Raw genomic sequence first — 20,776 nt, forward strand, 5'->3', positions numbered from 1 at the left:
AGAATAATCTGTTCATATTTTTCTTCAAGTTGTATAATTACTTAGGAACACGAAAGACCAATATTCGTTTTGGAGGGATTGTCCATTGGAAAAAACGATTGAAAAACGTTTAAACCGCAGTGAAGTATCTGAAGAAATGACGTGGAATCTGGAAGATTTGTTTGAATCTCAGCAGGATTGGGAGTCAGAACTAACATCTATTGAACGGGATGCAGCCCAAATCAGAATATTTAAAGGAAAGCTCGGAGATGGAGCAGATTCTCTATTAGAATGCCTTTTAGCTGAAGAAAATCTATCAAAAAAACTTGTGAGAGCCGGAACATACATAAGCCTGCAGCAATCTGCAGATGGAACAAACGCTGATCATCAAGGAAATTATTCCAGGTTTGCCGCTATTCTTTCAAAAGCAAATGCAGATTTATCTTTTATAGAATCTGAACTATTGTCTCTGCCCGATGGAACAATTGATGCATATATCCAAGAGAAAAACGGCTTAGAGGCATTCAGCAGAAAACTGAATGATTTGCTTCAGTCTAAAGCTCATCAGCTGTCAGAAGAAACAGAAGAGGTTTTGGCAGCATTAGGAGAAGTCCACGGTTCACCTTACCGAATCTATCAAACAAGTAAATCCGCTGATATGGATTTTAAAGGAATTGAGGACGAAAATGGGAATATTCTTCCAAATTCATTTGCTCTCTATGAAGACCGCTATGAATTTACTCCGAATACCTTTGTAAGAAGAAAAGCTTACGAGTCATTTACTGAAACACTGAAAAGATATAAAAATACATTTGCAACTACCTATGCTACTGAGGTAAAAAAGCAAATCACACTATCCCGCTTAAGAAAGTATGATTCAGTAACAGACATGCTGCTGAAGCCGCAGCATGCAACAAAAGAAATGTACCATAATCAGCTGGATATTATCCAAAAGGAACTTGCGCCCCACATGAGGCGGTTTGCCGCTTTGAAAAAAAGAGTGCTGAAGCTTGAGGAAATACATTTTTGTGATTTAAAGGCTCCGCTTGATACAGAATTCAATCCAAAAACGACTTATGCTGAAGCCGGCAGTGTTATCTTAGAAGCACTTGAAGTGATGGGCCCTGAATATACACAGATTATGAAAAAAGCTTTAGCAGACCGCTGGGTTGATCTGGCGGATAATGTTGGGAAATCAACAGGTGCTTTCTGTTCAAGCCCTTATGGTGTGCATCCATATATTCTGATCACATGGCAGGATACGATGAGAGGAGCCTTTGTCCTCGCGCATGAACTCGGCCACGCCGGCCATTTTTATTTGGCAAATCATAATCAGCGAATTATGAATACCAGACCATCTACTTACTTTGTCGAAGCCCCCTCAACTTTAAACGAAATGCTGCTTGGAAGGCATTTACTTAAAAAGACACAGGATAAACGGATGAGACGCTGGGTCATTCTGCAGCTCCTCGGAACGTATTATCATAATTTCGTTACCCATTTGCTTGAAGGAGAATTCCAGCGCCGCGTGTATGAAGCAGCCGAAAATGGCCAGCCGATAACAGCTAAAATGCTGTGTGATCTAAAAGGGAATGTCCTCTCTTCTTTTTGGGGCGACGCTGTGACTCTTGACGAAGGAGCCTCCTTAACATGGATGAGACAGCCGCATTATTATATGGGCCTCTATCCTTACACTTATTCTGCGGGACTGACAGCTTCAACCTTGGTTTCCCAACTGATTGAAGAGGAAGGAAAACCGGCAGTCGACCGCTGGATCCGTGTATTAAAAGCTGGCGGAACCAAAAAACCAGTAGATTTACTCAAAGATGCAGGCGTTGATATGACAAATCCAGAAACAATCAGAAAAGCCGTCGCTTACGTCGGCATGCTGGTGGAAGAACTGGAGAATGGTTATGAGTAACCCGAAAAGCGGAACCGACTGGTCAGGCCCGACAGACAGATAAGACTTCCCCAATTGAAACAGAATTTCACCCCTAAAATATAGCCCAGCTGAAATGCCAGCTGGGCTTTTCTATATCATTTTAACCCTCTTCAGTGAACTAACTCTCTTTTTACAATTGCCGCTTTAATCATGAAATAGGTCACTTCATCAGGAAGGCTTTCTTTTAACGGCTTCAGCAATCCATACCCATGTGTGCGGATCGCCTCTTCAATTTGCTTTTCATATTCAACTGGAATCCACTCCGCAAAATGAATATCCAGCCCCTCTTTGGCACAGCGCAGCAAATGATTTTCGATTGTAATCACAGATAAATTTCTTTTTTCAGCCATTTCTTTTACACTCAGACCTTCTTTATATAACTGAAGCGTGTCCAAATGAGATGATTCTTTCCGCTCTTTTTTCACTGGTGCCATCGTTTGGGCAGACTGTTCACTGTTTGGAAACTCGTCCAAATACACGGTTATTTTGTCTACAAAGACTTCTCCATACTTTTGCTGTTTTGATTCCCCAACCCCTTGAACGGCAAGAAATTCTTCGATCGTCTTCGGCATTTTGACACACATATCTTTCAGTGATTTATCTGAGAAAATCACGAACGGCGGCACATTTTCATCTGTTGCAAGCTGCTTTCTCAGTTCTTTCAGCTGCAAGAACAGCCCGTCATTCTCTGCAGATTCAACAATACGCATTTTTTCCTTTCGGTGCACTTCTAAATGACCCTTTAGAACCTCTAGTCCCTTTTCTTCGACAACAAGCACAGGGAATTGTCCGCCTGTGATTGATATATATTGCTCAGATGTCAGAAAATCAATAAATTCGCTGACTTCTTTTGCTGTCTGGTGTTTTAGTATGCCATAAGTGGAAAGCTCATTAAATTTAAAATCAATTACTTTTTTGTTTGAAGAGCCCGTCAGCACCTGGCTGATCATGGTTTTACCGAATCTTTGCCCCATTCTGATCATGCATGAGAGCACCATTTGCGCTTCTTTCGTTACATCCTCATGTGTGCGCTCGTCCATGCAATTGCTGCATTTGCCGCACGGCTCGGCTTCACTGTCACCGAAATAATTCAGAATATATGTTTGAAGACATCCTTCCGTATGACAATAATCGCGCATTTGATGCAGTTTACCTAGCTCTGCCTGCTGTCTTTCTTCTTGGAAGGTAGATTGCTCGATTAGATAACGCTGCAATCGAATATCCTGCGGCGAATACAGCAGAATACATTCACTGTCTAAACCATCTCTTCCGGCTCTCCCCGCTTCCTGGTAATAGCTTTCCATATTTTTAGGAAGCTGATAATGAATGACATATCTGACATTAGATTTATCAATGCCCATCCCAAATGCATTTGTAGCAACCATTACAACGATATCATCCCTTAAGAACAGATCCTGCTGCAGCCCGCGCTGCACATCACTCATCCCGCCGTGATATTTTCCTGCCAGAATTCCTTTTTTAATAAGCCGTTCATAAATGTGGTCTGTTTCTTTTCTTGTAGCAGCGTATATGATTCCTGACTCCATGCTGTTTTTAGCTATGTATCTTTCAATGAAGTCGTATCTATTCTCCCCTTTACTTACATTGAATGATAAATTTCTCCGTTCAAATCCAGTAATCGTTGTATATTGTTCTTGAATTCCCAGGGAGGTGCAAATGTCTTCTTTAACAATTGGAGTCGCTGTAGCTGTCAATGCAAGAAAAACGGGATTAGATTTAAGTATTGTCTTTAATTCTTTAATTCTTAAATAGCTTGGCCGAAAATCATGACCCCATTGTGAAATACAGTGAGCTTCATCAACTGCTACCATGGAAATATTCATTCTTTGAAGCTGCTCAATAAAAAAAGATGATTCCAGTCTTTCTGGAGCGGCATATAAAATACGATAATTGCCTGCTTCTAAATCTAAGAGTCTCTCGCTGGTTTCTGTCTGGGAAAGTGTACTATTGAGGAAAGTCGCAGGGATTCCTGCCTGATCAAGGGAGTCCACCTGATCTTTCATAAGTGAAATAAGCGGAGAAATGACAAGGGTTATACCTGAAAATAGGAGAGCAGGAATCTGATAGCAAATGGACTTTCCTCCTCCAGTCGGCATTATGCCTGCTGAATGATTTCCATTTAAAACGTTGCTGATAATTTCTTCCTGTCCCGGACGAAATGATGAATATCCAAAATAGTGCTGCAAATGCTCTTTCGCTTGTTCTAACAAAATGATATCCCTCCTGAAAATGACTGTACTCCAATTTTACATCTGCGCAGTTAGCTTGGCTATAGACCAAGTTAAAATCGATTTTTGTATAAATAAAAAAAACTCTAAAATAGAGTTTTTTTTAGTACTTTTTATGATTATTTATAACCTCTAGCACTTTAGTGCTGGCTTTCATTTCGCTTTTGCAGAGCGGACAAACAGGTGTTTCGCTTTCGCTGCTTTTAAAGTTGTCGCGCACCCAGCCCTTGCAGTCCTCAGATGTGCAAATCCATACCTTCGTTTCCTCTGTGACGATATCTTCTGGTTTTTTTCTATACATTCATGACTCTCCTCTCAGATTCTGTTTAATAAATAGGATGAAGCATTTTTAGAAAATCATAAACGTTATTAACTGGAAGAAAAAAATTCACCAATTATAAAAAGTACCCTTTGCGTGATGACTCTTTATAAGTAGTGAATTTAAATGCAATACTGCTAGATTATTTTATACGATTTTACTGCATTTGTCAATAGATGCTCCTAATTGCAGATAACGGTCTCCTTGAATTAAACTTGATTAAGGAGGTCTCAATGATGGACACAATTATTTATTTAATCTTCACGCTTACTTACATCCTATTATTTGCAATTGGAATCTTTTCATTAAGAAGAAAAGCAACTGCCCCAGGAACCATATTACTTCTTGTTACTTTTGGATTAATCCTTGATAATTCGATTATTGCATCAGGTGCATTTATTGGAGAAGGCCCGCAATTAAATTCCATCAGCCTGATCCGTTTTTGGACTCATGCCCTGTTCACACCTTTCCTTGTTCTTTTTGCCTGGTATATAGCAAATGGATTTGGGGTGAAGTGGGCAAAATCACGCGTTTCCTATTATTTTGCTCTTGTTTTTACTTTAGTGCTGATGATCATTGAAATTGTGACAGAAACACTTCCTCTGTCTTTAATACCTGTCTATGAATATGGTGTCCTGCGCTACTCATCGGCACACACCTCAGGTCCCCCAATGATGGTTTTGTTTTTAATGGTGTATCTTCTTGCAGCCGGCTATAGCATTTGGAGAAAAACGAAATGGCCGATTATGCTGATCGGCGTCGTCATAATGCTGATTGGCAGCGCCATATCCCTTCCAGTGCCAAGCTCTGCTGCTACGAACGCGTTTGAACTTATTTTTGTTCTTGCATTATGGCTTTCATACAGAAAAAGTCTTAAGGCTGCCGATTAATTTGGCAGCCTTTGTTTTATTTACTGAAAGGATTGTAGTCCATTTTTATTTGCGGCAGCTCACGCACTTCTTCTGACATCTGACTTCCGCACATTGGGCAGGACAGATCTTCCGTGGAAAAATCTTTTCTCATCCAGCCATTACAAGCTTCCGATTCACAAGCGTATACCGTTGTGTCTTCAATAATTGTAACGGGTTCTTCAGCACCCTTTTTCGCAAAGTACATGAGCATAACTCCTTTTTTTATTTAGTATACGCTTTAAAACATAAATTATTTATGTCATTTTACTTTTTTAGATCATATGAAACATTTTATTTACCTCTCTTTCATTCATTTATCTATTCACTCATCTAAGCCTTTTGATTCGTGAATGATTGCTCATAAAACAGAGAATATTGAGAGTTTTGGAATTTCCAGCTTCATTTTCGGGATTATTTATGTCATAATTAATACTGATTTAGTCATACAAAAAAAGCCGGATTGAATGACTCAATCCAGCTTTTGTCCTATATAAGAATGGGCAAAGAAACGCTGAAGGCAGACCCAAGACCTTCTTTGCTTGCAACTTCAATCCTGCCGTTATTCGACTTTATGATTTCTAAGCAAACCGCAAGTCCTATGCCTGTTCCTTGTTCTTTGGTTGTAAAGAATGGTTTAAAAAGGGAATCTACTGTCTCCTTTTCCATTCCTATGCCGTTGTCTGCAATTTGGATTACAACATGATCATCTTCGATTCTGGTTGTAATCTCAATGATGCCATGATCTTTTTGATGACTGATTTGAATGGCTTCCATTGCATTTTTGACAATGTTCAGCAGTACTTGTTTCATTTGCTTTATATCAACTGTTATCAATAGATCTGGATTTGTAACAGTATAAGAAAGCTCACAATTTGACAAAATCGCTTCGCTTTTACATATCAAAATAATGTCATTTATCAGTTTCCTCAGCAAAATAGGCTGCACATCATCTTTTTTCACATTTGAGTTATCTAAAAAATCGTAGATGATATCGTTTGCCCGGTTTAATTCTTCTAATGCAACATCAGCATAGTGTCCTTTTCCGATTTCAATTAAATGAGGTTTTAGCAGCTGCAGGAATCCCTTTACACTTGTAAGCGGATTGCTGATTTCATGGGCGATGCTTGCTGCAATTTGACTGACCGTTGCCAGACTGTCCTGCTTTATGGCAAGTTCCTTCATCTGCTGCAGCGATTTCTCAAGCTGTTCCTGCTTTTCAAGCAAATTAAGATTTGCATAAAGCAAATCACCCTCTAGCGTTTTAACAGCCTGATAGATCTGATCCACACTTTCTTCTTTATCGATGCAGAAAATATGAATGAAGTTTTTCCCCTCATATTGAATATATACATCAAATAATGTCATTGGATTTGATTTCGTTTTTAAATTCAGCTCAATTTTCGTAATGGACGGCGTGTCCAAAATAAACTTAGCTGCTTTTTTCTTGCTTCCAATTCCCACTATATCAAGGAAATGGCTTTCCTCATCAAATATATTAAACGTGCATTTTGAAACTGATACGATCTTAAGTTTTCGATCGACCAGAAAATAAGGAAATGGTATTTTGTCATATTTACTTGCGATTAATTGCATTTCCATGGCGATCATTCCTTGCGTTAGATTTTTCAATCCAGCTGCCGAGCTGGTCTATGTTTTGAATCACCACGGTGTTCGGCGGGCAGTAATAATCGAGATCAAAATCGCTTGTCAGTTTTCCCCCGAGCATAATCGTCGGCGAATAATTCAGCTTTTGCAGATCATCCATATATTGAATAACAGTCGGAATGTTGCAGAGTACACTTGTCGAAAATGCAATGACATCCGGCTTCCATTTCTCAGCATACTGACGAATATGATCCATTGAAACATTTGACTCTATACAGCTTGCTTCCCAGCCATATTCTTTAAATAAGAAAGAAGTCATCATCATGCCGATTGTATGTTCTTCATTTCTCATTGAAAGCAGCATAACACGCGGCTTTATCGTTGCAGGTGATAATATATTAGGTTCTTTATGTAATTGTTCCACTTTTAGGTAGTAGTAACTGGAGATCATAGATTTACAGACAGCAGCTGCTACATATTCATCTGCCACAGTCGCACGATTCATTTCCCACAATTCTCCGACATTGTCCATTGTGTCTGATAGAAAGCCATAGACTTCCATACTGGTTGTATCTGCTTCTATCATACTGTTTAAGTAGCTCCATGAAAGACTGTGTTCGCCATCGATGAACAATTGACTTAACTCTTTAACGGGATTCATAAAAATCACCAACCAATCGTTTTTCATCTTCTTATCTACCTAAACCAACAGTCAAGAGGAAATGTGCGGTAAATGGCATTATAGTTTAAGGGTAACACATAACTAGACAACTAGATACAAATATTCGTTCGCCTGGCGAATTTTTCTCAAATCTTTACAATACATCCTATCTCTTATATGAATAGGCTGAGTTTGATACAATAATAAAGAGAAGATTTTTGAGAGGATGCTTAAAATGAATGAGAAGTTATATTATACCTCCCCTAAAACATTCGAGTGGAAAACAACGGTTACAGGAACAGAAGAACGAAATGGATTAAAGCTGGTAAAGTTAAAAGAAACAGCTTTTTATCCGGAAGGCGGAGGACAGCCTTCTGATCAAGGTTTCATTGATCATATTGAAGTTGCAGGCCTTTTAGAAATCGATGAAGAAATCTATCATATTGTCACTGAATTTCCATTTGAAAATGAAGTGACTTGCAAAGTAAACAGCAGACGCAGAATCGATCATATGCAGCATCATACAGGTCAGCATCTCTTATCTGCTGTTTGCATAGAATTATTTGATTTTCATACTGAAAGCTTCCATTTGGGATCTGACACAGTAACCATTGATTTAAGGACGCCTCAATTAACGCCTGAGCAAATAAAACTTATAGAGGAGAAAACGAATCAATATATCTTTGAAAACAGAAAAATACATACGTTTTTCGCTGAAGAAACAGAACTTAGTGATTTGCCGCTGAGAAAATGGCCAGACTTGAAAGAAAAGATCAGAATTGTTCAAATAGAAGGCATTGACACTTCTGCATGCTGCGGCACACACGTTGAACACACTGGAGAAATCGGATTGGTTAAGCTGATTAAGACAGAAAAACAAAAAGGAATGATCCGACTTCATTTCAAATGCGGCTTACGCGCTCTTTCCGATTATCAGAGCATTCAGGAAACCATTCAATTTGCAAGTCAGTTCTTTCAGACTTCCACAAATGAGATTTCAGCAAGATTAACAGCAATGGATCAGGAAACAAAGATGCTGAAAAAAGAAACAGAACAGCTGAGGGCAGAAAACGCCGCTTTTACTGCTGAAAAAGTGGAAATGAAACAGAGTGGACCATTTGGCCATATGCTGTTTGAAAAGAAAACAATAAAAGAGCTGCAAATGATTGCCTCCCTATTAGTAGAAAATGGAAAGCAATATGTCCTTCTCGGTTCCATCAGTGAAAATTGCGTCCTTTTCTCACAAATAGGCACTGTTCATGCCGGTTCATTATTTAAAAGCCATCTTGCCGATTTCGATGGAAAAGGCGGAGGCAGCGAAAAGCAGGCACAGGCAAAATTCGGAGATGCCTCTGAAACTGAACGTTTCTTTTTACGAATGACAGAAACAATGGACCAGCTTTTATAAGCTGGTCCATTGGTTTATATGCCGAACGTCTTACCTCCGTTTACAGAAATGGTTTGGCCTGTTATAAAAGCTGAGTCTTCAGAGGCAAGATAAGCGACTGTCTTCGCAATGTCTTCCGGAGTGCCCATTCGTTTTAGCGGAATGCTTGATTGATACGCATGAATATCCTCTGCTTGAACTTTCTCATGCCGTTCAACCGGAATAAAGCCCGGATTTACAAGGTTGACCCGAATTCCATAATCTCCAAGTTCATTTGCCCATGAACGCGTCATCCCAAGCATCGCGGATTTTGCTGTTACGTAATTTGAAAAAGACGGATTGCCAAGTGATATGACTTCACTGCCAATGTTGATGATGGATCCGTTTTTCTGTTTTTTCATACCGGGCAGCACCGCTTTAAGTAATAAAAATGGCGCTTTTACAAAGAATTTCAGCTGATCTTCATAGTCTGCCCAGCTTGCTTCTTCAATTGAAAGCTCTGGCTGAGGACCTGTTGCATTATTGACCAGAATATCAAATGTTCTGTCCTTTGTGACATGGCGCACACCCTCCTCGCTCGTGATATCTCCTTTTGCAAGAAAGGCTCTTCCTCCAGCTTGTTCAATTTGTTTTTGAACTTTTTTAGCATGATCATCTGAGTGCGCATAATTTAAATAAACATCTGCCCCCATTAACGAAAGCTCCGATGCAATTACTTTCCCGAGTCCTTTTGATGCACCTGTGACTAAAGCTGTTTTATTTTTCAGTTTCATTTTGAGTTCTCCAATCCAAAGAGCTTTGATTTTTGTATCAATACCAATAAGCTAAAAATCGCCGGGCAATTTATTATCCGTTTCGATCTGTATTTAACTGTTATTCCCATGAACTAAACCTGGATCTCCCTTTTTTACGAAAGTGGCAAAATACCAGCCGCCTTCACGAATAATGGGTTTTAAGCCTTTCAGTTTCATATTGGATTGCTCCGCAATGGATGAAAGCTCTTTTTTTGTCGGCAGAGCATATAGATTATCAAAAGCAGTAAAGAAACTATTAAATACACTAGAAAATTGTTTGCCGTGCTTTGGTTTCCTTATCGGGGTAATAATTGAGATCATCCCGTTTGAAGAAAGACAGGTGCTTAGATTTTGAATCACACTGACTCTTTTTTCGGGGGAAATATAATGAAGCAGGTTATTCATCATAATTAAATCGGCAGGTGCCTCAGTCCTCCACTCTTCTACATCCATGCAAGTAATGGCGATGTTAGGAATGTCCCTGCATCTGCCCGCAGCTTCTTCAGCTACTTCTTCATTGATTTCAATCCCAGTAAGCTTTATATCTGGCAGGGCTTGAGATAGTTTTTGTAAATAGCCGCCATGTCCGCAGCCAGCGTCGACAATCGACTGGATATGATTCTTTTTCACGAGCTGAATCAGTTTAGGATAAGCGAGCTGCTCAAGCAAGGAAGAGGTCTTTGCGACTGTTGTTCCGTGCTGTTCGTGATCAAATGTCTGCCGTTCATCTGTTTTCATGATTGAGGGATACGTTAATAATGCAGGAATGTGAAGCTCCATCATTTCTTTCAGGAGGATTCCGACTGATTTTGGATCTTTTTTGCTGTCAGGCAGCATAAAGCTCTTTGATGTCTTGAAGCGATTTTTGGAAACTTCTTTTAAGTATTTGATAGATACCCCTACTTCGACCCATCGCTCAAGAAGCTCAAGTTCCAAGGAATGAATCGCCGCCACTTCTTTGATCGTTTTAGGTGATTTGAAGATCTCAAACAAGTCCAGTTCATACCCTACGTATGCATGCCAGCAGTACAAAAAAGGCATATTGCGCTTCATCCAGCTTCTTGCTTTATATAAGCGGACATATTCAGCGAACATCATATGCTGTACCTCCCATTCACTTCCCATGGATAATCATTTTCATAAGTAAACATATACCTTGTATGCAGCAGTTCAATATTCTGAAGAGTTCTCGGAGGCAGAACACCGATTTGAACAAGACGGTCAAAAAAAGATTCTTTCCAGATGCCAAGTCCTGAAATGTTCAGCATTTGTTTCGTGTGGAGCTTTTCATCCTCTGTCATCTGTTTAAGACTTTTATTTCTAAGCGATCCGAAATAACGAAACGGCTTTGAGTATGCAAGGGCTGATAAGTGGCTTAGATTTAAAATAAAATCCACACGGGCTTTGCGGACTTTTTCATACCATAGTAAGTTTTTAGGATGGTGCTCATCATGTTTGTACATCCAGCAAAGAAGTTCTCCCAAAACATCCCCGTCCTGTATGGCAAGGTTCATCCCTTCACCTGCCATTGGATGTACACTGTGTGCAGAATCTCCTATGATGGCCATGTTATCTTTTACATAGGTCTCCGCATGAAAATGAATGGGAATCATCAGCTGAATGTTTTTCCATTCTTTAAGTTTGGTCACGTAACCGTCAAGTTCCGGGCACAAATCAATATACTTTTTATGAAAATGTTCAATTCCCCGTTCTTTTAACGATTGATATTCTCCTGACTGGATGAGGTAAACCGTTCTGACTTGATTGTTCGGAAGCGGAAATAGACCGAGAAAAGCGTGTGGTGTTGAAATAATTTTCCCCTCAGTCATAGACTCAGGTCTTTCAAAAGTTACGGTTAAAAAATGATGATCATATTCATGTTCATTTAATTTGACATTCATGGCCTTTCTGACGTTTGATCTCCTTCCCTCCGCTCCGATGTAATAATCTGCCTCAATCATAAATTCTTCTTTATTGCTTGTGACAACAGCCGCCTGATCTTTGAATTCTTTAAACTTTGCAGGCTGTATATAATGAAAAGCAGGATGCTCTTTCGCTTTTTCAAGCAGCATTTCTTTAAGCTTTTCGTGAGGAATCATGAGGGCGTAATTGTATTCGCTCTCAATTATACTGTATCTCATAGTGGCCGTTCCAAGCTTTACATACGTTCCTTTTTTTCGTTTCATTTCATTCATTTCAATTTCATTTATTTGATGTCCTGCTTTTAAAATTGTCTTGTTCAGACCAAGCTGATGAAAAATTTCAAGGCTTTTCGGCTGCAGCAATTCTCCTTTGTACATATGAGCCGTTCCCTTTGTCTGCTCTACAACACACACTTCTATACCGCATTTTGCAAGTTTCAAAGCTGCTGTTAAACCGCCTACCCCGCCGCCGATCACCAATACTTGTGTTTTCATCCTCTCACCGCCTTTGTCGTATCATTTCCACTTTTGTTAAAAAATGAAACCGCATAACTCTCTAAGGGGGTGTTGGGGGGCTTATCATGCTGATATGAGTGATGATGCCCTTTCTGACCTCCAGTTCGGGTCTGACTCGATAATAGGGCGCAGTCCAGAGTTTGGTGCGAAAATGACATGAGCTTCTGTCAAATGTATTTTCTGTTTTCATTTTTTAAAAAGGTTATCCGGGCATTCTTACCGTTCCACATCGTTATTCAGTTTTGCAGGGTACGATTCAAAAGTTTCCACTTGCTTTTGAAACATATAGCATATAAATTCTGACACTAAAAAACGCTTTCAAAAGAAAGCGCCGTACTAAGAAAATGCTATTTTTACATGCACGTTGATTTGTTAAATGTTCCGCTCCTTTGCGCTTCGGTAACTTCATTCTGCTGAGGAGGCTCCCAGCCGGACCGCAGGACTCAAGTTTATCTGCCAAAATCCACTTAAAGTTTTTAGAATTTAGACTAACAAAGTTTACAAAAAAACCTAAGAAAAAGTAATCATGATCGAATCTTGAATAGGCTGATAGCCTATTTTTTGATAAATACTGTTTGATGTCGGGTTTGCGAGGTCTGTATAGAGTGTGCAAAAGGAAAAGTCTTTTAACAGAAGCCCGCTAAGCTCAGCCACGCAGCTGCTTGCGTACCCTTTGCCTCTGAAATCAACTGGAGTATAAACCAGCGATACGCAAATTCCATTTTTGGTGGACCTCGATTTCTTTGCCATCGATACCGGTTTATCATCTTCCAACCAAAGATATACGGATTTCTCTGCAATAAACTGTTTCATTCTTCCTGCCGCCTGCAGGGCTGTAATTGGAGGCTCATTCGTGTAATTCATAAAATCCATCATCCACTCGGTCAAAAGCGGCAGATGGTCTAATTCTGCCAAAGCAAATTTCCCGCTGCTGCGTTTTAGTTTCGTCACTTCCTGAAGACGATAGATCTTTTGTTCCAATACAATTTCAGCTCTGTCTTCAGTTTCGGCAGACCATATTTTCGCAAAAGGCGCTGTCCATTTCCTCTCCCCGACCACACCAGGGATATTTACATTCTTCATACTAAGTGTCCGAACGGTCTCATAAAGAATGTTCTCAGTCATTACATCTTCATTAAACGACAGGATTAAGTTATGCGGAGGTGTCATCAGCAGCGTCATCGCAAGCTCACCATCTGCTTCCACTGCAGCGGTATAGACATTCGCAGCAGGAATGGTACGTTTAAAAGCTCCTAAAAGCCCAAGTGTAAGGTTATTTTCTGCTTCATTTTTTAACAGGAATGGTTCCGCCAGTTCAAAAAAAAGACTTCTATCCTTGTATTCTGTCAGTTTCATCTGATTTCACCTCTGCTATATAATTAGCTTTCAGCTTTATAAATCCCTCCGCAAAATGTAAAAAAACTCCGGCTTTATCACCGGAGTTAAAACGTAGTAAACCTGAAAAATTTTTGAACAGCATAAATTGCCCGTTTAATAAATGGCATATCATCTCTGTACTTTTCAAAATCCAATGTGAAATCAGCACCGTCATTTTTCCATAGTTTTTCAAAATAAGCATCTACTTCTTTCATGACCTGTGCATCGGCTGGAGCTGCAATTTTAAGATTATTTTCTAGATTAAGGTCATCAAGGTTACGCTTCGTAAAGTTGGCAGATCCGCTGATAATCGTTGCTTCATCATTGCTTTTAATGTAAAGCATTTTGGGATGATACTGCTCTTTTGTCGTATTGTACCATCTGATCTCAATTTTGTTATTTGTATCTTCTAAGAGTTCTTCTGCGACCGGACGATTCGGAATGCCGATTTTCTCCTGTCCGAATGCATTTTGATTCGGATCCAGAATCATTTTTATTTTTGCTCCGCGGTTCGAAGCATCAACCAGTGAATCTATGACTTGGCGGTCTGCGAGATAAAACATCCCAATCCAAATTTCATCATCTTTCTTCGCATTTCGAATCGTTTCAAGCAGGCGTTTATAAATTTTCCCTTCTGTTAAAACCTGCACTTTAATATCGCCCTTCTCATTGTTCTTTTTCTCATATTCAGGCAGTTTGGGCCCTCCGGAATAATTTGAAACTGCCTGTTCTGATTCAAGGACATCCGCAATCACATTTCCGCTTACCTGGAAAGCTACATTAGAATGGTAACCGCTCGCATCATGAGGGTTGGCTGATGGCACAATGGCAGTTTTTTCTGTAGCGACTGCTTTTCGGTGATTGGCTTTTACATTAAATAGTTTCAAATAAGATCTGAATGTTATATCAGGAGCTGTTTCACCGAATGGATTAGAAAGCCATGCGGGGCCAGACTGGCCAAACCACTGAAAAAAAGTTCTCCAAACACTTGAATAAAGCGGGTTTGAATCCCGCAAAGCATTCATATCTGACATTACTACTTCAATGCCGGCTTTTTTAAAAGCTTCTAATTCTTTAGATGGATGTGATCCGTACGAGGTATTGATATCATCTGTAATAAAAACGATTGGCAAATTCGGATTTTCCTTTTTTTTCTGAAGAAGTTTATCAGTAAGTTCTTTGCTGATTTCAGGGTAGCTTTCTCCTCGATCGTAGTATCCATTGAACAAAAACAAATCAATGACAATAAATTCTTCCGCTTCATCGATTGCTTTATAAATCGCATCAAAAATCATTTGATCCGCTTCAACCCGGCCTTCTATTTTATACGTTAAGTCATACAAAAAGTCCACATCTTCAACTTTGTGGACATCTCCCTCATAGGAGATATTTTCCGGGAGTGGTTTGTAACTCTGATAAATAATTGTTCCGGTTAAAATAATGAGAATAAGTAATAAAAGCTGCGGCCGTTTGTTTTTCAGCCTCATTAAACGAAAACGGGACAATAAGACTCCTCCTAAATAAAGATCATAGCTTTCATTATATGCCCTAATAAAGATGTAAAAAAACCTTTTTAAAAAGAAAAAAAACAGACCGGATCATTTTGCATCCGGCCTGTTTGATTCGGTTTATTTCGCTTGAGGGAAAACACGTTTAATCATTTCGTTAAATTCATCTGCGAGGCCGGCAACAGGCTCTCCGCTGCGGATTTTATCGCCGTAATCTTTCATACGGTCAAAGAAGTCCGGATTTTCTGAAACATACACATTGTTTAGTTCACGGTCTGTGGATCTTACCTGATCTGCTACCCTGTTTTTAAGGTCATCTGACAGCTTCCCTTTAGGATCGCCTTCTAGAACTACTGCAGCATAAGCATTATTATTTGTAACAATTACATTGGCATATTTAATTTCCTTCATGTCAGCTGCCCTTTTCGCAGCATCATCCGCTACAGCCATCCTGTTTTGTTCATTGGTTTGATTATCATATGTGACATTTTTCAGTTCATTGTTCATGATATTATCATTTTCACGTGCATTATTATCCATTCCGCATCCTGCACTTATTAAAAGGGATAGAGCGATGGATGTGCCAGTTAACAGTTTTCTTTTATTCAAGACTGCATTCCTCCATTCATTTCATCGCCCTTATCTTCTGCAAAAATGGCATTTTTATTCACACAAAAAAACGATAAGCCAAAAGCGGCTAATCGCTGATTTTTTGAAGATTATATCCTTTTTCTTTCCATATTAATTGAATCCCCTGCTTAAAAGATTGAAATGTGCGGACATTTAGGGCTATGCCGTTTAAGGTAATATGCTGAACTAATTTTGGATTCAGTCCGACAAATATTGATTCCGTTCCCATCAACCGGAGAGCTTCCACAATTTGATTTAAGTGAAAGGAAATCGTTTCTTCAAACGTTTCACCAATCCCGGTGAAATCAAATATGATATAGTCCGCTTGCCGTATAGACGATTGCTGAAGAATTTTTTCTTTCATGTTCTCCATTCTTTCTTCCGTCAGCGTACCGGTCAGTGCTATTAATAATGCCGAATCAAGTGCCGTTCCAATAATAGGCGTATACATTTCTTCGAGTAAAGCTTTACCTTCTTCAATCACATTTTCATATTCTGTCACGTCTCGCCATGTTAAGACGAATCCCGCTTCCTGATTTTCGTGATCCCTTAATCGGTCAACAACAATTTGGGCTGTGTACCGGTTAAATAATTTAATTTGCCCGCTATGAGGAAATGGTCCATTGGCAAGGATGTTTTGCTGACGTTCGCCATGAAATTTTTGAATATTGCAGCCAATAAAATCTTGTGGATCTTCTATGCCTACGTGCGGACCAACTTTTTCTAATATCCCTTTTGCCGTATCATTGAACCAAATGATCTGAAAATCATTATCTGCAAATATGAGCCCTTCACCGATGCTGTTCAGCAGCGCGTAAACGTTCATATTTTCTAATATGGTGGTTTTATTTATCAATCAAGTTTTCCCCCTAAAGCAATCTTACATATATAACAATTATAAACATTTCTTTACTTTTGGAAAGGATAAAGTACCTATATATGAGAATACATATAATACCCGCAGCATTAACGACTGCGGGATTTCGTTTATTTAACCTTTTCCAGCCTGAAAGCTTGGGTATTTCGTCATCCCTCCATCAGCATAAAGGGTAATTCCGGTTACATAGCTTGCCTCAGATGATGCGAGCCACACTACACAAGCAGCAATTTCTTCAGGTTTTCCGATGTACCCCATAGGGATCAGATCAATGACATCTTTTTTGGCTTCCGGATCTGCAAATTTTTCTGCATTAATCGGGGTATCAATTGCTCCTGGCGCGATATTATTTACCCGGATCCCAGATGAAGCATACTCAAGAGCCAGCGTTTCAGTCAGAAGCTTGATGCCGCCTTTGCTTGCTGCATAATGTGCGAAATGAGGCCAGGGAATCTGCTGATGAACAGATGACATGTTAATGATGGATCCTTTGATATTATGATCAAGCATATGCCTGACTGCTTCCCTGCTTCCAAGGAATGCACCTGTCAGATTCGTTTGAATGACTTTGTTCCAGCTTTCAAGCGTGAGCTCCTCGGTCGGGATTTCTGCTTGAATACCTGCGTTGTTCACCATAACATCAAGCGTTCCATAAGTTTCAACAGCAAACTGGACAATTCTTTTCACATCGTGCTCTTGTGAAACATCTCCCTGTATTTTTGAAGCCTCACCGCCATTTGCTTTTATTTCTTCAATGACAAGATCAGGTTTGTCATCCTCAGTCAGATAATTAACCACTACCTTTGCCCCTTCTGCAGCAAAGCGCTGTGCAATGGCTTTTCCAAGGCCTGAAGAAGCACCTGTAACAGCAGCGACTTTTCCTTTTAAACTCGGATACATAAGAATACCTCCTAGCGTTTTGTATAACCCAATAAGACTCCGCCTGCGATAATCAGGACGCAGCCGATAATGACAAAGATAATCTGTTTTTTCGTTTTCTTTTCTCCAAGCAGAAAAATTCCGCCAAGCGTAGAAATGATAATGCCTGTCTGAGATAGAGAAAAACTTGTAGCGACCCCGATCTTAGGAAGAGCAAGAAGCAGTCCCAGATTTCCGGCTGCCCACATTAACCCAGTTAAAATATTGCGCAAAGCAAATTTATCAAATGGCTTATGTCTGGCAGTTAAAGCTGCGGCAGCTGCAACCATTCCGATCGCCTGAGGCAAAATGGCTGCCCACCCGTCAATTTCAAAATACCGGATGATAATAACATAGCCTATGTACCCTAATGATGAAATAAATAAAATCAATAATCCTTTTTTAAGGCTTTTGCCTGCATCTTCTTCGTCTTTTTGCCCGATTGAAGTTAAAACAACACCTCCAATAATGAAAAGAATGGCGATGCTGCCAAGAATAACCGTCATTTTTGTGTCCCATTCTTTAAATAGAAGAACACCGAATAAAGTTGTTCCGATCAGCTGCATTCCTGTTGAAATTGGAACAGTTTTAGAAACGCCGATGTGTTTGACGCTTGCAAGCTGATTTAATTGTCCAACGGTCCAAAAGATACCTGAGACAATCCCGATTGACCAGACGAGTGGAGTCAGGTCCGGATTTGAAAAAAAGGACATGACAAGCGAGAATAAAAACGCTCCGACTGTTATGCCCAAAGTTTGGCTGTAGGCATTTCCTCCAAGTTTTACACTGACAAGCACAAGGCTTCCCCACGCAACAGCAGGAATTAATGCAAGAAGTATACCGATCATGATGATTTCCTTTCTGTTTACAAAGTCTGAGTATCCATCAAAAAGCGTGCACATTTTAATAGTAAGAACAGAGAACCTGAACTGAATCATTTTATATGGTTTCCTGAGAGTTGCAAAAATAACACGCTTTGGCATGAATCTCTTACACATTTCCACTAAAAGCGACGGCATAAACTTCTCTGTTTAGAAAAAGCGGATCTACTTCATACTGTTAACAAGAAAGGATGATCATGATGGAAGATCTTTTTAAGGAAAATGGTGCCTGGGATTTTTTTGTGCAGTATCGTTATCCGATTGAAATGTCAGGAATATTGGATTCAGTCAGTGAAAAACAGTTGCAGAGCTATTTAGAAAGATTTGAATGTGATTCTTATGAAACCTTCATTTATTTGCTCCCGTTATTTCTATCCATGCAAGAGAAAAACAGACATCTTTTCTGAAGGATGCCTGCTGTTTTAGTCTTATGAAAAATAGGTGTTAAATCCTTAAAATGCTGAATACTGTCTTCAGGTGAGCTAACCCGTTATTACGATGACTGCTTTTATTTCTCTCTTTCGCTTTTTAAAGCTCTGAATTTTTTCAGCATTTTATGACTCCATCCAATCATTTCTGGGATATTCATATTTTAATAGATTAAAAAGACTTATTTATTGTAAATTAAGAATTTTTAGTATATTATTTTAATGTAATCGCTTACAATTTTGTAGCGCTATAACAGGCAGTCTGCTTGCCTGTCTTCAGCATGATTTCTACATATATTTTCACCAATATTATTTTAGGAGGCTGATTATTTATGAGTCAAGCTACATTGAAAGTTGGAGAAAAACTGGAGAAATTTCTGCAGGGAAAGAAAAAACTGTTTATAAACGGAGAATTTGTCGAGAGTGTATCTAAAAAGACGTTCAACACTCCTAACCCCGCTACAGGCGAAACGCTTGCAGCCGTTTATGAAGGCGACAAGGCTGATATTGATCTTGCTGTTAAAGCGGCAAGAAAAGCATTTGACGCTGGCCCTTGGTCTAAAATGAGCGCTGCTGAACGAAGCAGACTGATGTACAAGCTAGCTGATTTAATGGAAGCAAATAAAGAAGAACTTGCCCAGCTTGAAACGCTTGATAACGGAAAGCCAATTAATGAAACTAAAAATGCCGATGTTCCGCTCGCGATTGAACATATGAGATATTATGCAGGCTGGTCAACCAAAATTGTCGGACAAACCATTCCGGTAAGCGGGCAATTTTTCAATTACACAAGACATGAAGCTCTTGGTGTAGTCGGTCAGATTATTCCTTGGAACTTCCCACTTCTTATGGCGATGTGGAAATTGGGCGCTGCACTTGCAACAGGATGTACAGTTGTATTAAAGCCGGCAGAGCAGACCCCTCTTTCAGCTTTATATTTAGCTGAGCTGATTGCAGAAGCCGGTTTCCCTGAAGGAGTTGTCAACATCGTTCCGGGCTTCGGCGAAACAGCTGGAGACGCGCTTGTGATGCATCCAGATGTAGATAAAATCGCTTTCACAGGATCTACTCCTGTCGGCAAAATGATCATGGAAAAAGCGTCCAAATCATTGAAGCGCGTAACACTTGAACTTGGCGGCAAGTCGCCGAACATCATTCTTCCTGATGCTGATCTCTCTGCTGCAGTACCTGGTGCTCTCACTGGAGTTATGTTCAATCAAGGCCAGGTTTGCTGTGCAGGATCACGCGTTTTCATCCAAAAGAAGCATTATGATAATGTCGTGTCAGACATGGTCTCACATGCGAAAAATATCCGCCAGGGTGCGGGCATTGAGCCGGATACTCAAATCGGGCCTCTTGTTTCAGATGAACAGCAAAACCGCGTACTGAACTACATTCAAAAAGGTGTAGAAGAAGGCGCGGAAATCTTAACCGGCGGCGGCTCACCATCAGAAAACGGATATTTCGTCTCGCCTACCATTTTTGCCGCTGTTAAAGATGAAATGACCATCGCACGAGAAGAAATATTCGGTCCAGTAATCGCTGCAATGCCATATGACGATCTGGATGAAGTCATTAACCGCGCCAACCAAAGTGAATTTGGACTTGCAGCTGGCCTGTGGACGCGCGATATTGCCAATGCCCATTACGTAGCAAGCAAATTAAAAGCAGGAACCGTCTGGGTCAACTGCTACAACGCATTTGATGCTGCATCACCGTTCGGCGGCTACAAGCAATCCGGACTGGGACGCGAAATGGGATCCTATGCATTGTCTAACTATACAGAAGTGAAGAGCGTTTGGATTAACCTTCAGCGTTAAAAAGAAAAGCGGAATCACCCGTTTAGCTCCGACAGACAGATAAGGATTCGGC

Annotated in this window: 18 protein-coding genes; 4 read left to right on the forward strand and 14 right to left on the reverse strand. The window is 39.9% G+C overall.

Annotation, left to right across the window (positions count from 1 at the left end):
* Positions 1-85 precede the first annotated feature (85 nt).
* Positions 86-1,900 (forward strand): oligoendopeptidase F, encoded by a 1,815-nt coding sequence (gene pepF, locus ABEQ24_RS07010; protein WP_430006109.1) that lies wholly within the window; start codon positions 86-88, stop codon positions 1,898-1,900.
* A 131-nt stretch (positions 1,901-2,031) separates the two neighbouring features.
* Here the strand turns inward: pepF and recQ are convergent, their stop codons facing one another.
* Positions 2,032-4,155 (reverse strand): DNA helicase RecQ, encoded by a 2,124-nt coding sequence (gene recQ / locus ABEQ24_RS07015; protein WP_430006130.1) that lies wholly within the window; start codon positions 4,153-4,155, stop codon positions 2,032-2,034.
* Positions 4,156-4,273: 118 nt separating this feature from the next.
* Positions 4,274-4,471 (reverse strand): cold-inducible protein YdjO-related protein, encoded by a 198-nt coding sequence (locus ABEQ24_RS07020; RefSeq protein WP_070875891.1) that lies wholly within the window; start codon positions 4,469-4,471, stop codon positions 4,274-4,276.
* Between the two features lie 254 nt (positions 4,472-4,725).
* On the opposite strand from ABEQ24_RS07020, the gene ABEQ24_RS07025 reads away from it, so the two are divergent.
* Positions 4,726-5,379 carry a hypothetical protein gene (locus tag ABEQ24_RS07025; RefSeq protein WP_430006110.1) on the forward strand — a complete coding sequence of 218 codons (654 nt, stop codon included), beginning with the start codon at positions 4,726-4,728 and terminating at the stop codon, positions 5,377-5,379.
* Between the two features lie 16 nt (positions 5,380-5,395).
* On the opposite strand, the gene ABEQ24_RS07030 is transcribed toward ABEQ24_RS07025, so the two are convergent.
* The 3 genes from ABEQ24_RS07030 to ABEQ24_RS07040 all read right to left on the reverse strand — a co-directional run bounded on the left by ABEQ24_RS07030 (position 5,396) and on the right by ABEQ24_RS07040 (position 7,693).
* Complete coding sequence (locus ABEQ24_RS07030; protein WP_430006111.1) at positions 5,396-5,605, reverse strand: cold-inducible protein YdjO-related protein; 210 nt, start codon at positions 5,603-5,605, stop codon at positions 5,396-5,398.
* A gap of 281 nt (positions 5,606-5,886) precedes the next feature.
* Positions 5,887-6,999, reverse strand: a complete 1,113-nt coding sequence (locus ABEQ24_RS07035; RefSeq protein WP_430006112.1) for an ATP-binding protein — start codon at positions 6,997-6,999, stop codon at positions 5,887-5,889.
* Positions 6,974-7,693 carry a cobalamin B12-binding domain-containing protein gene (locus tag ABEQ24_RS07040; protein WP_430006113.1) on the reverse strand — a complete coding sequence of 240 codons (720 nt, stop codon included), beginning with the start codon at positions 7,691-7,693 and terminating at the stop codon, positions 6,974-6,976. Before ABEQ24_RS07040 ends, ABEQ24_RS07035 begins: the two co-directional genes overlap by 26 nt.
* A 208-nt stretch (positions 7,694-7,901) precedes the next feature.
* Here ABEQ24_RS07040 and ABEQ24_RS07045 point away from each other — a divergent pair, with 208 nt between their 5' ends.
* Positions 7,902-9,074 (forward strand): alanyl-tRNA editing protein, encoded by a 1,173-nt coding sequence (locus ABEQ24_RS07045; RefSeq protein ID WP_430006114.1) that lies wholly within the window; start codon positions 7,902-7,904, stop codon positions 9,072-9,074.
* Positions 9,075-9,088: 14 nt separating this feature from the next.
* Here the strand turns inward: ABEQ24_RS07045 and ABEQ24_RS07050 are convergent, their stop codons facing one another.
* From ABEQ24_RS07050 to ABEQ24_RS07090, 9 genes are all read right to left on the reverse strand, one after another.
* Positions 9,089-9,826 carry an SDR family NAD(P)-dependent oxidoreductase gene (locus ABEQ24_RS07050; RefSeq protein WP_430006115.1) on the reverse strand — a complete coding sequence of 246 codons (738 nt, stop codon included), beginning with the start codon at positions 9,824-9,826 and terminating at the stop codon, positions 9,089-9,091.
* Positions 9,827-9,919: 93 nt separating this feature from the next.
* On the reverse strand, positions 9,920-10,945 hold the full coding sequence (locus ABEQ24_RS07055; protein WP_430006116.1) for a class I SAM-dependent methyltransferase: 1,026 nt from the start codon (positions 10,943-10,945) through the stop codon (positions 9,920-9,922).
* Positions 10,942-12,264 (reverse strand): FAD-dependent oxidoreductase, encoded by a 1,323-nt coding sequence (locus tag ABEQ24_RS07060; RefSeq protein WP_430006117.1) that lies wholly within the window; start codon positions 12,262-12,264, stop codon positions 10,942-10,944. The genes ABEQ24_RS07055 and ABEQ24_RS07060 overlap by 4 nt, the downstream gene beginning before the upstream one ends.
* Before the next feature lie 531 nt (positions 12,265-12,795).
* Positions 12,796-13,641: a GNAT family N-acetyltransferase gene (locus ABEQ24_RS07065; RefSeq protein WP_430006118.1), complete on the reverse strand. Its 846-nt coding sequence runs from the start codon at positions 13,639-13,641 to the stop codon at positions 12,796-12,798.
* A gap of 86 nt (positions 13,642-13,727) precedes the next feature.
* Complete coding sequence (locus tag ABEQ24_RS07070) at positions 13,728-15,167, reverse strand: phospholipase D family protein (protein WP_430006119.1); 1,440 nt, start codon at positions 15,165-15,167, stop codon at positions 13,728-13,730.
* 123 nt (positions 15,168-15,290) lie between these two features.
* Positions 15,291-15,779, reverse strand: coding sequence for a YhcN/YlaJ family sporulation lipoprotein (locus ABEQ24_RS07075; RefSeq protein ID WP_430006120.1), 489 nt, complete (start codon positions 15,777-15,779; stop codon positions 15,291-15,293).
* A gap of 88 nt (positions 15,780-15,867) precedes the next feature.
* Positions 15,868-16,656: an STAS domain-containing protein gene (locus ABEQ24_RS07080; RefSeq protein ID WP_430006121.1), complete on the reverse strand. Its 789-nt coding sequence runs from the start codon at positions 16,654-16,656 to the stop codon at positions 15,868-15,870.
* Positions 16,657-16,791: 135 nt separating this feature from the next.
* Entirely contained in the window at positions 16,792-17,577 is a 786-nt protein-coding gene (locus ABEQ24_RS07085; protein ID WP_430006122.1) for a glucose-1-dehydrogenase, read from the reverse strand.
* 11 nt (positions 17,578-17,588) lie between these two features.
* The gene (locus ABEQ24_RS07090; RefSeq protein WP_430006131.1) at positions 17,589-18,440 is read right to left on the reverse strand and encodes a GRP family sugar transporter; all 852 of its coding nucleotides are present in this window, start codon (positions 18,438-18,440) and stop codon (positions 17,589-17,591) included.
* Positions 18,441-19,236: 796 nt separating this feature from the next.
* Between ABEQ24_RS07090 and ABEQ24_RS07095 the strand changes: the two genes are divergently transcribed.
* Complete coding sequence (locus ABEQ24_RS07095; RefSeq protein ID WP_430006123.1) at positions 19,237-20,724, forward strand: aldehyde dehydrogenase family protein; 1,488 nt, start codon at positions 19,237-19,239, stop codon at positions 20,722-20,724.
* The last annotated feature ends 52 nt before the right edge of the window (positions 20,725-20,776 follow it).

The sequence above is a fragment of the Metabacillus idriensis genome (assembly GCF_050483325.1).
GTDB classification, from domain to species: Bacteria; Bacillota; Bacilli; order Bacillales; family Bacillaceae; genus Bacillus_P; species Bacillus_P idriensis_A.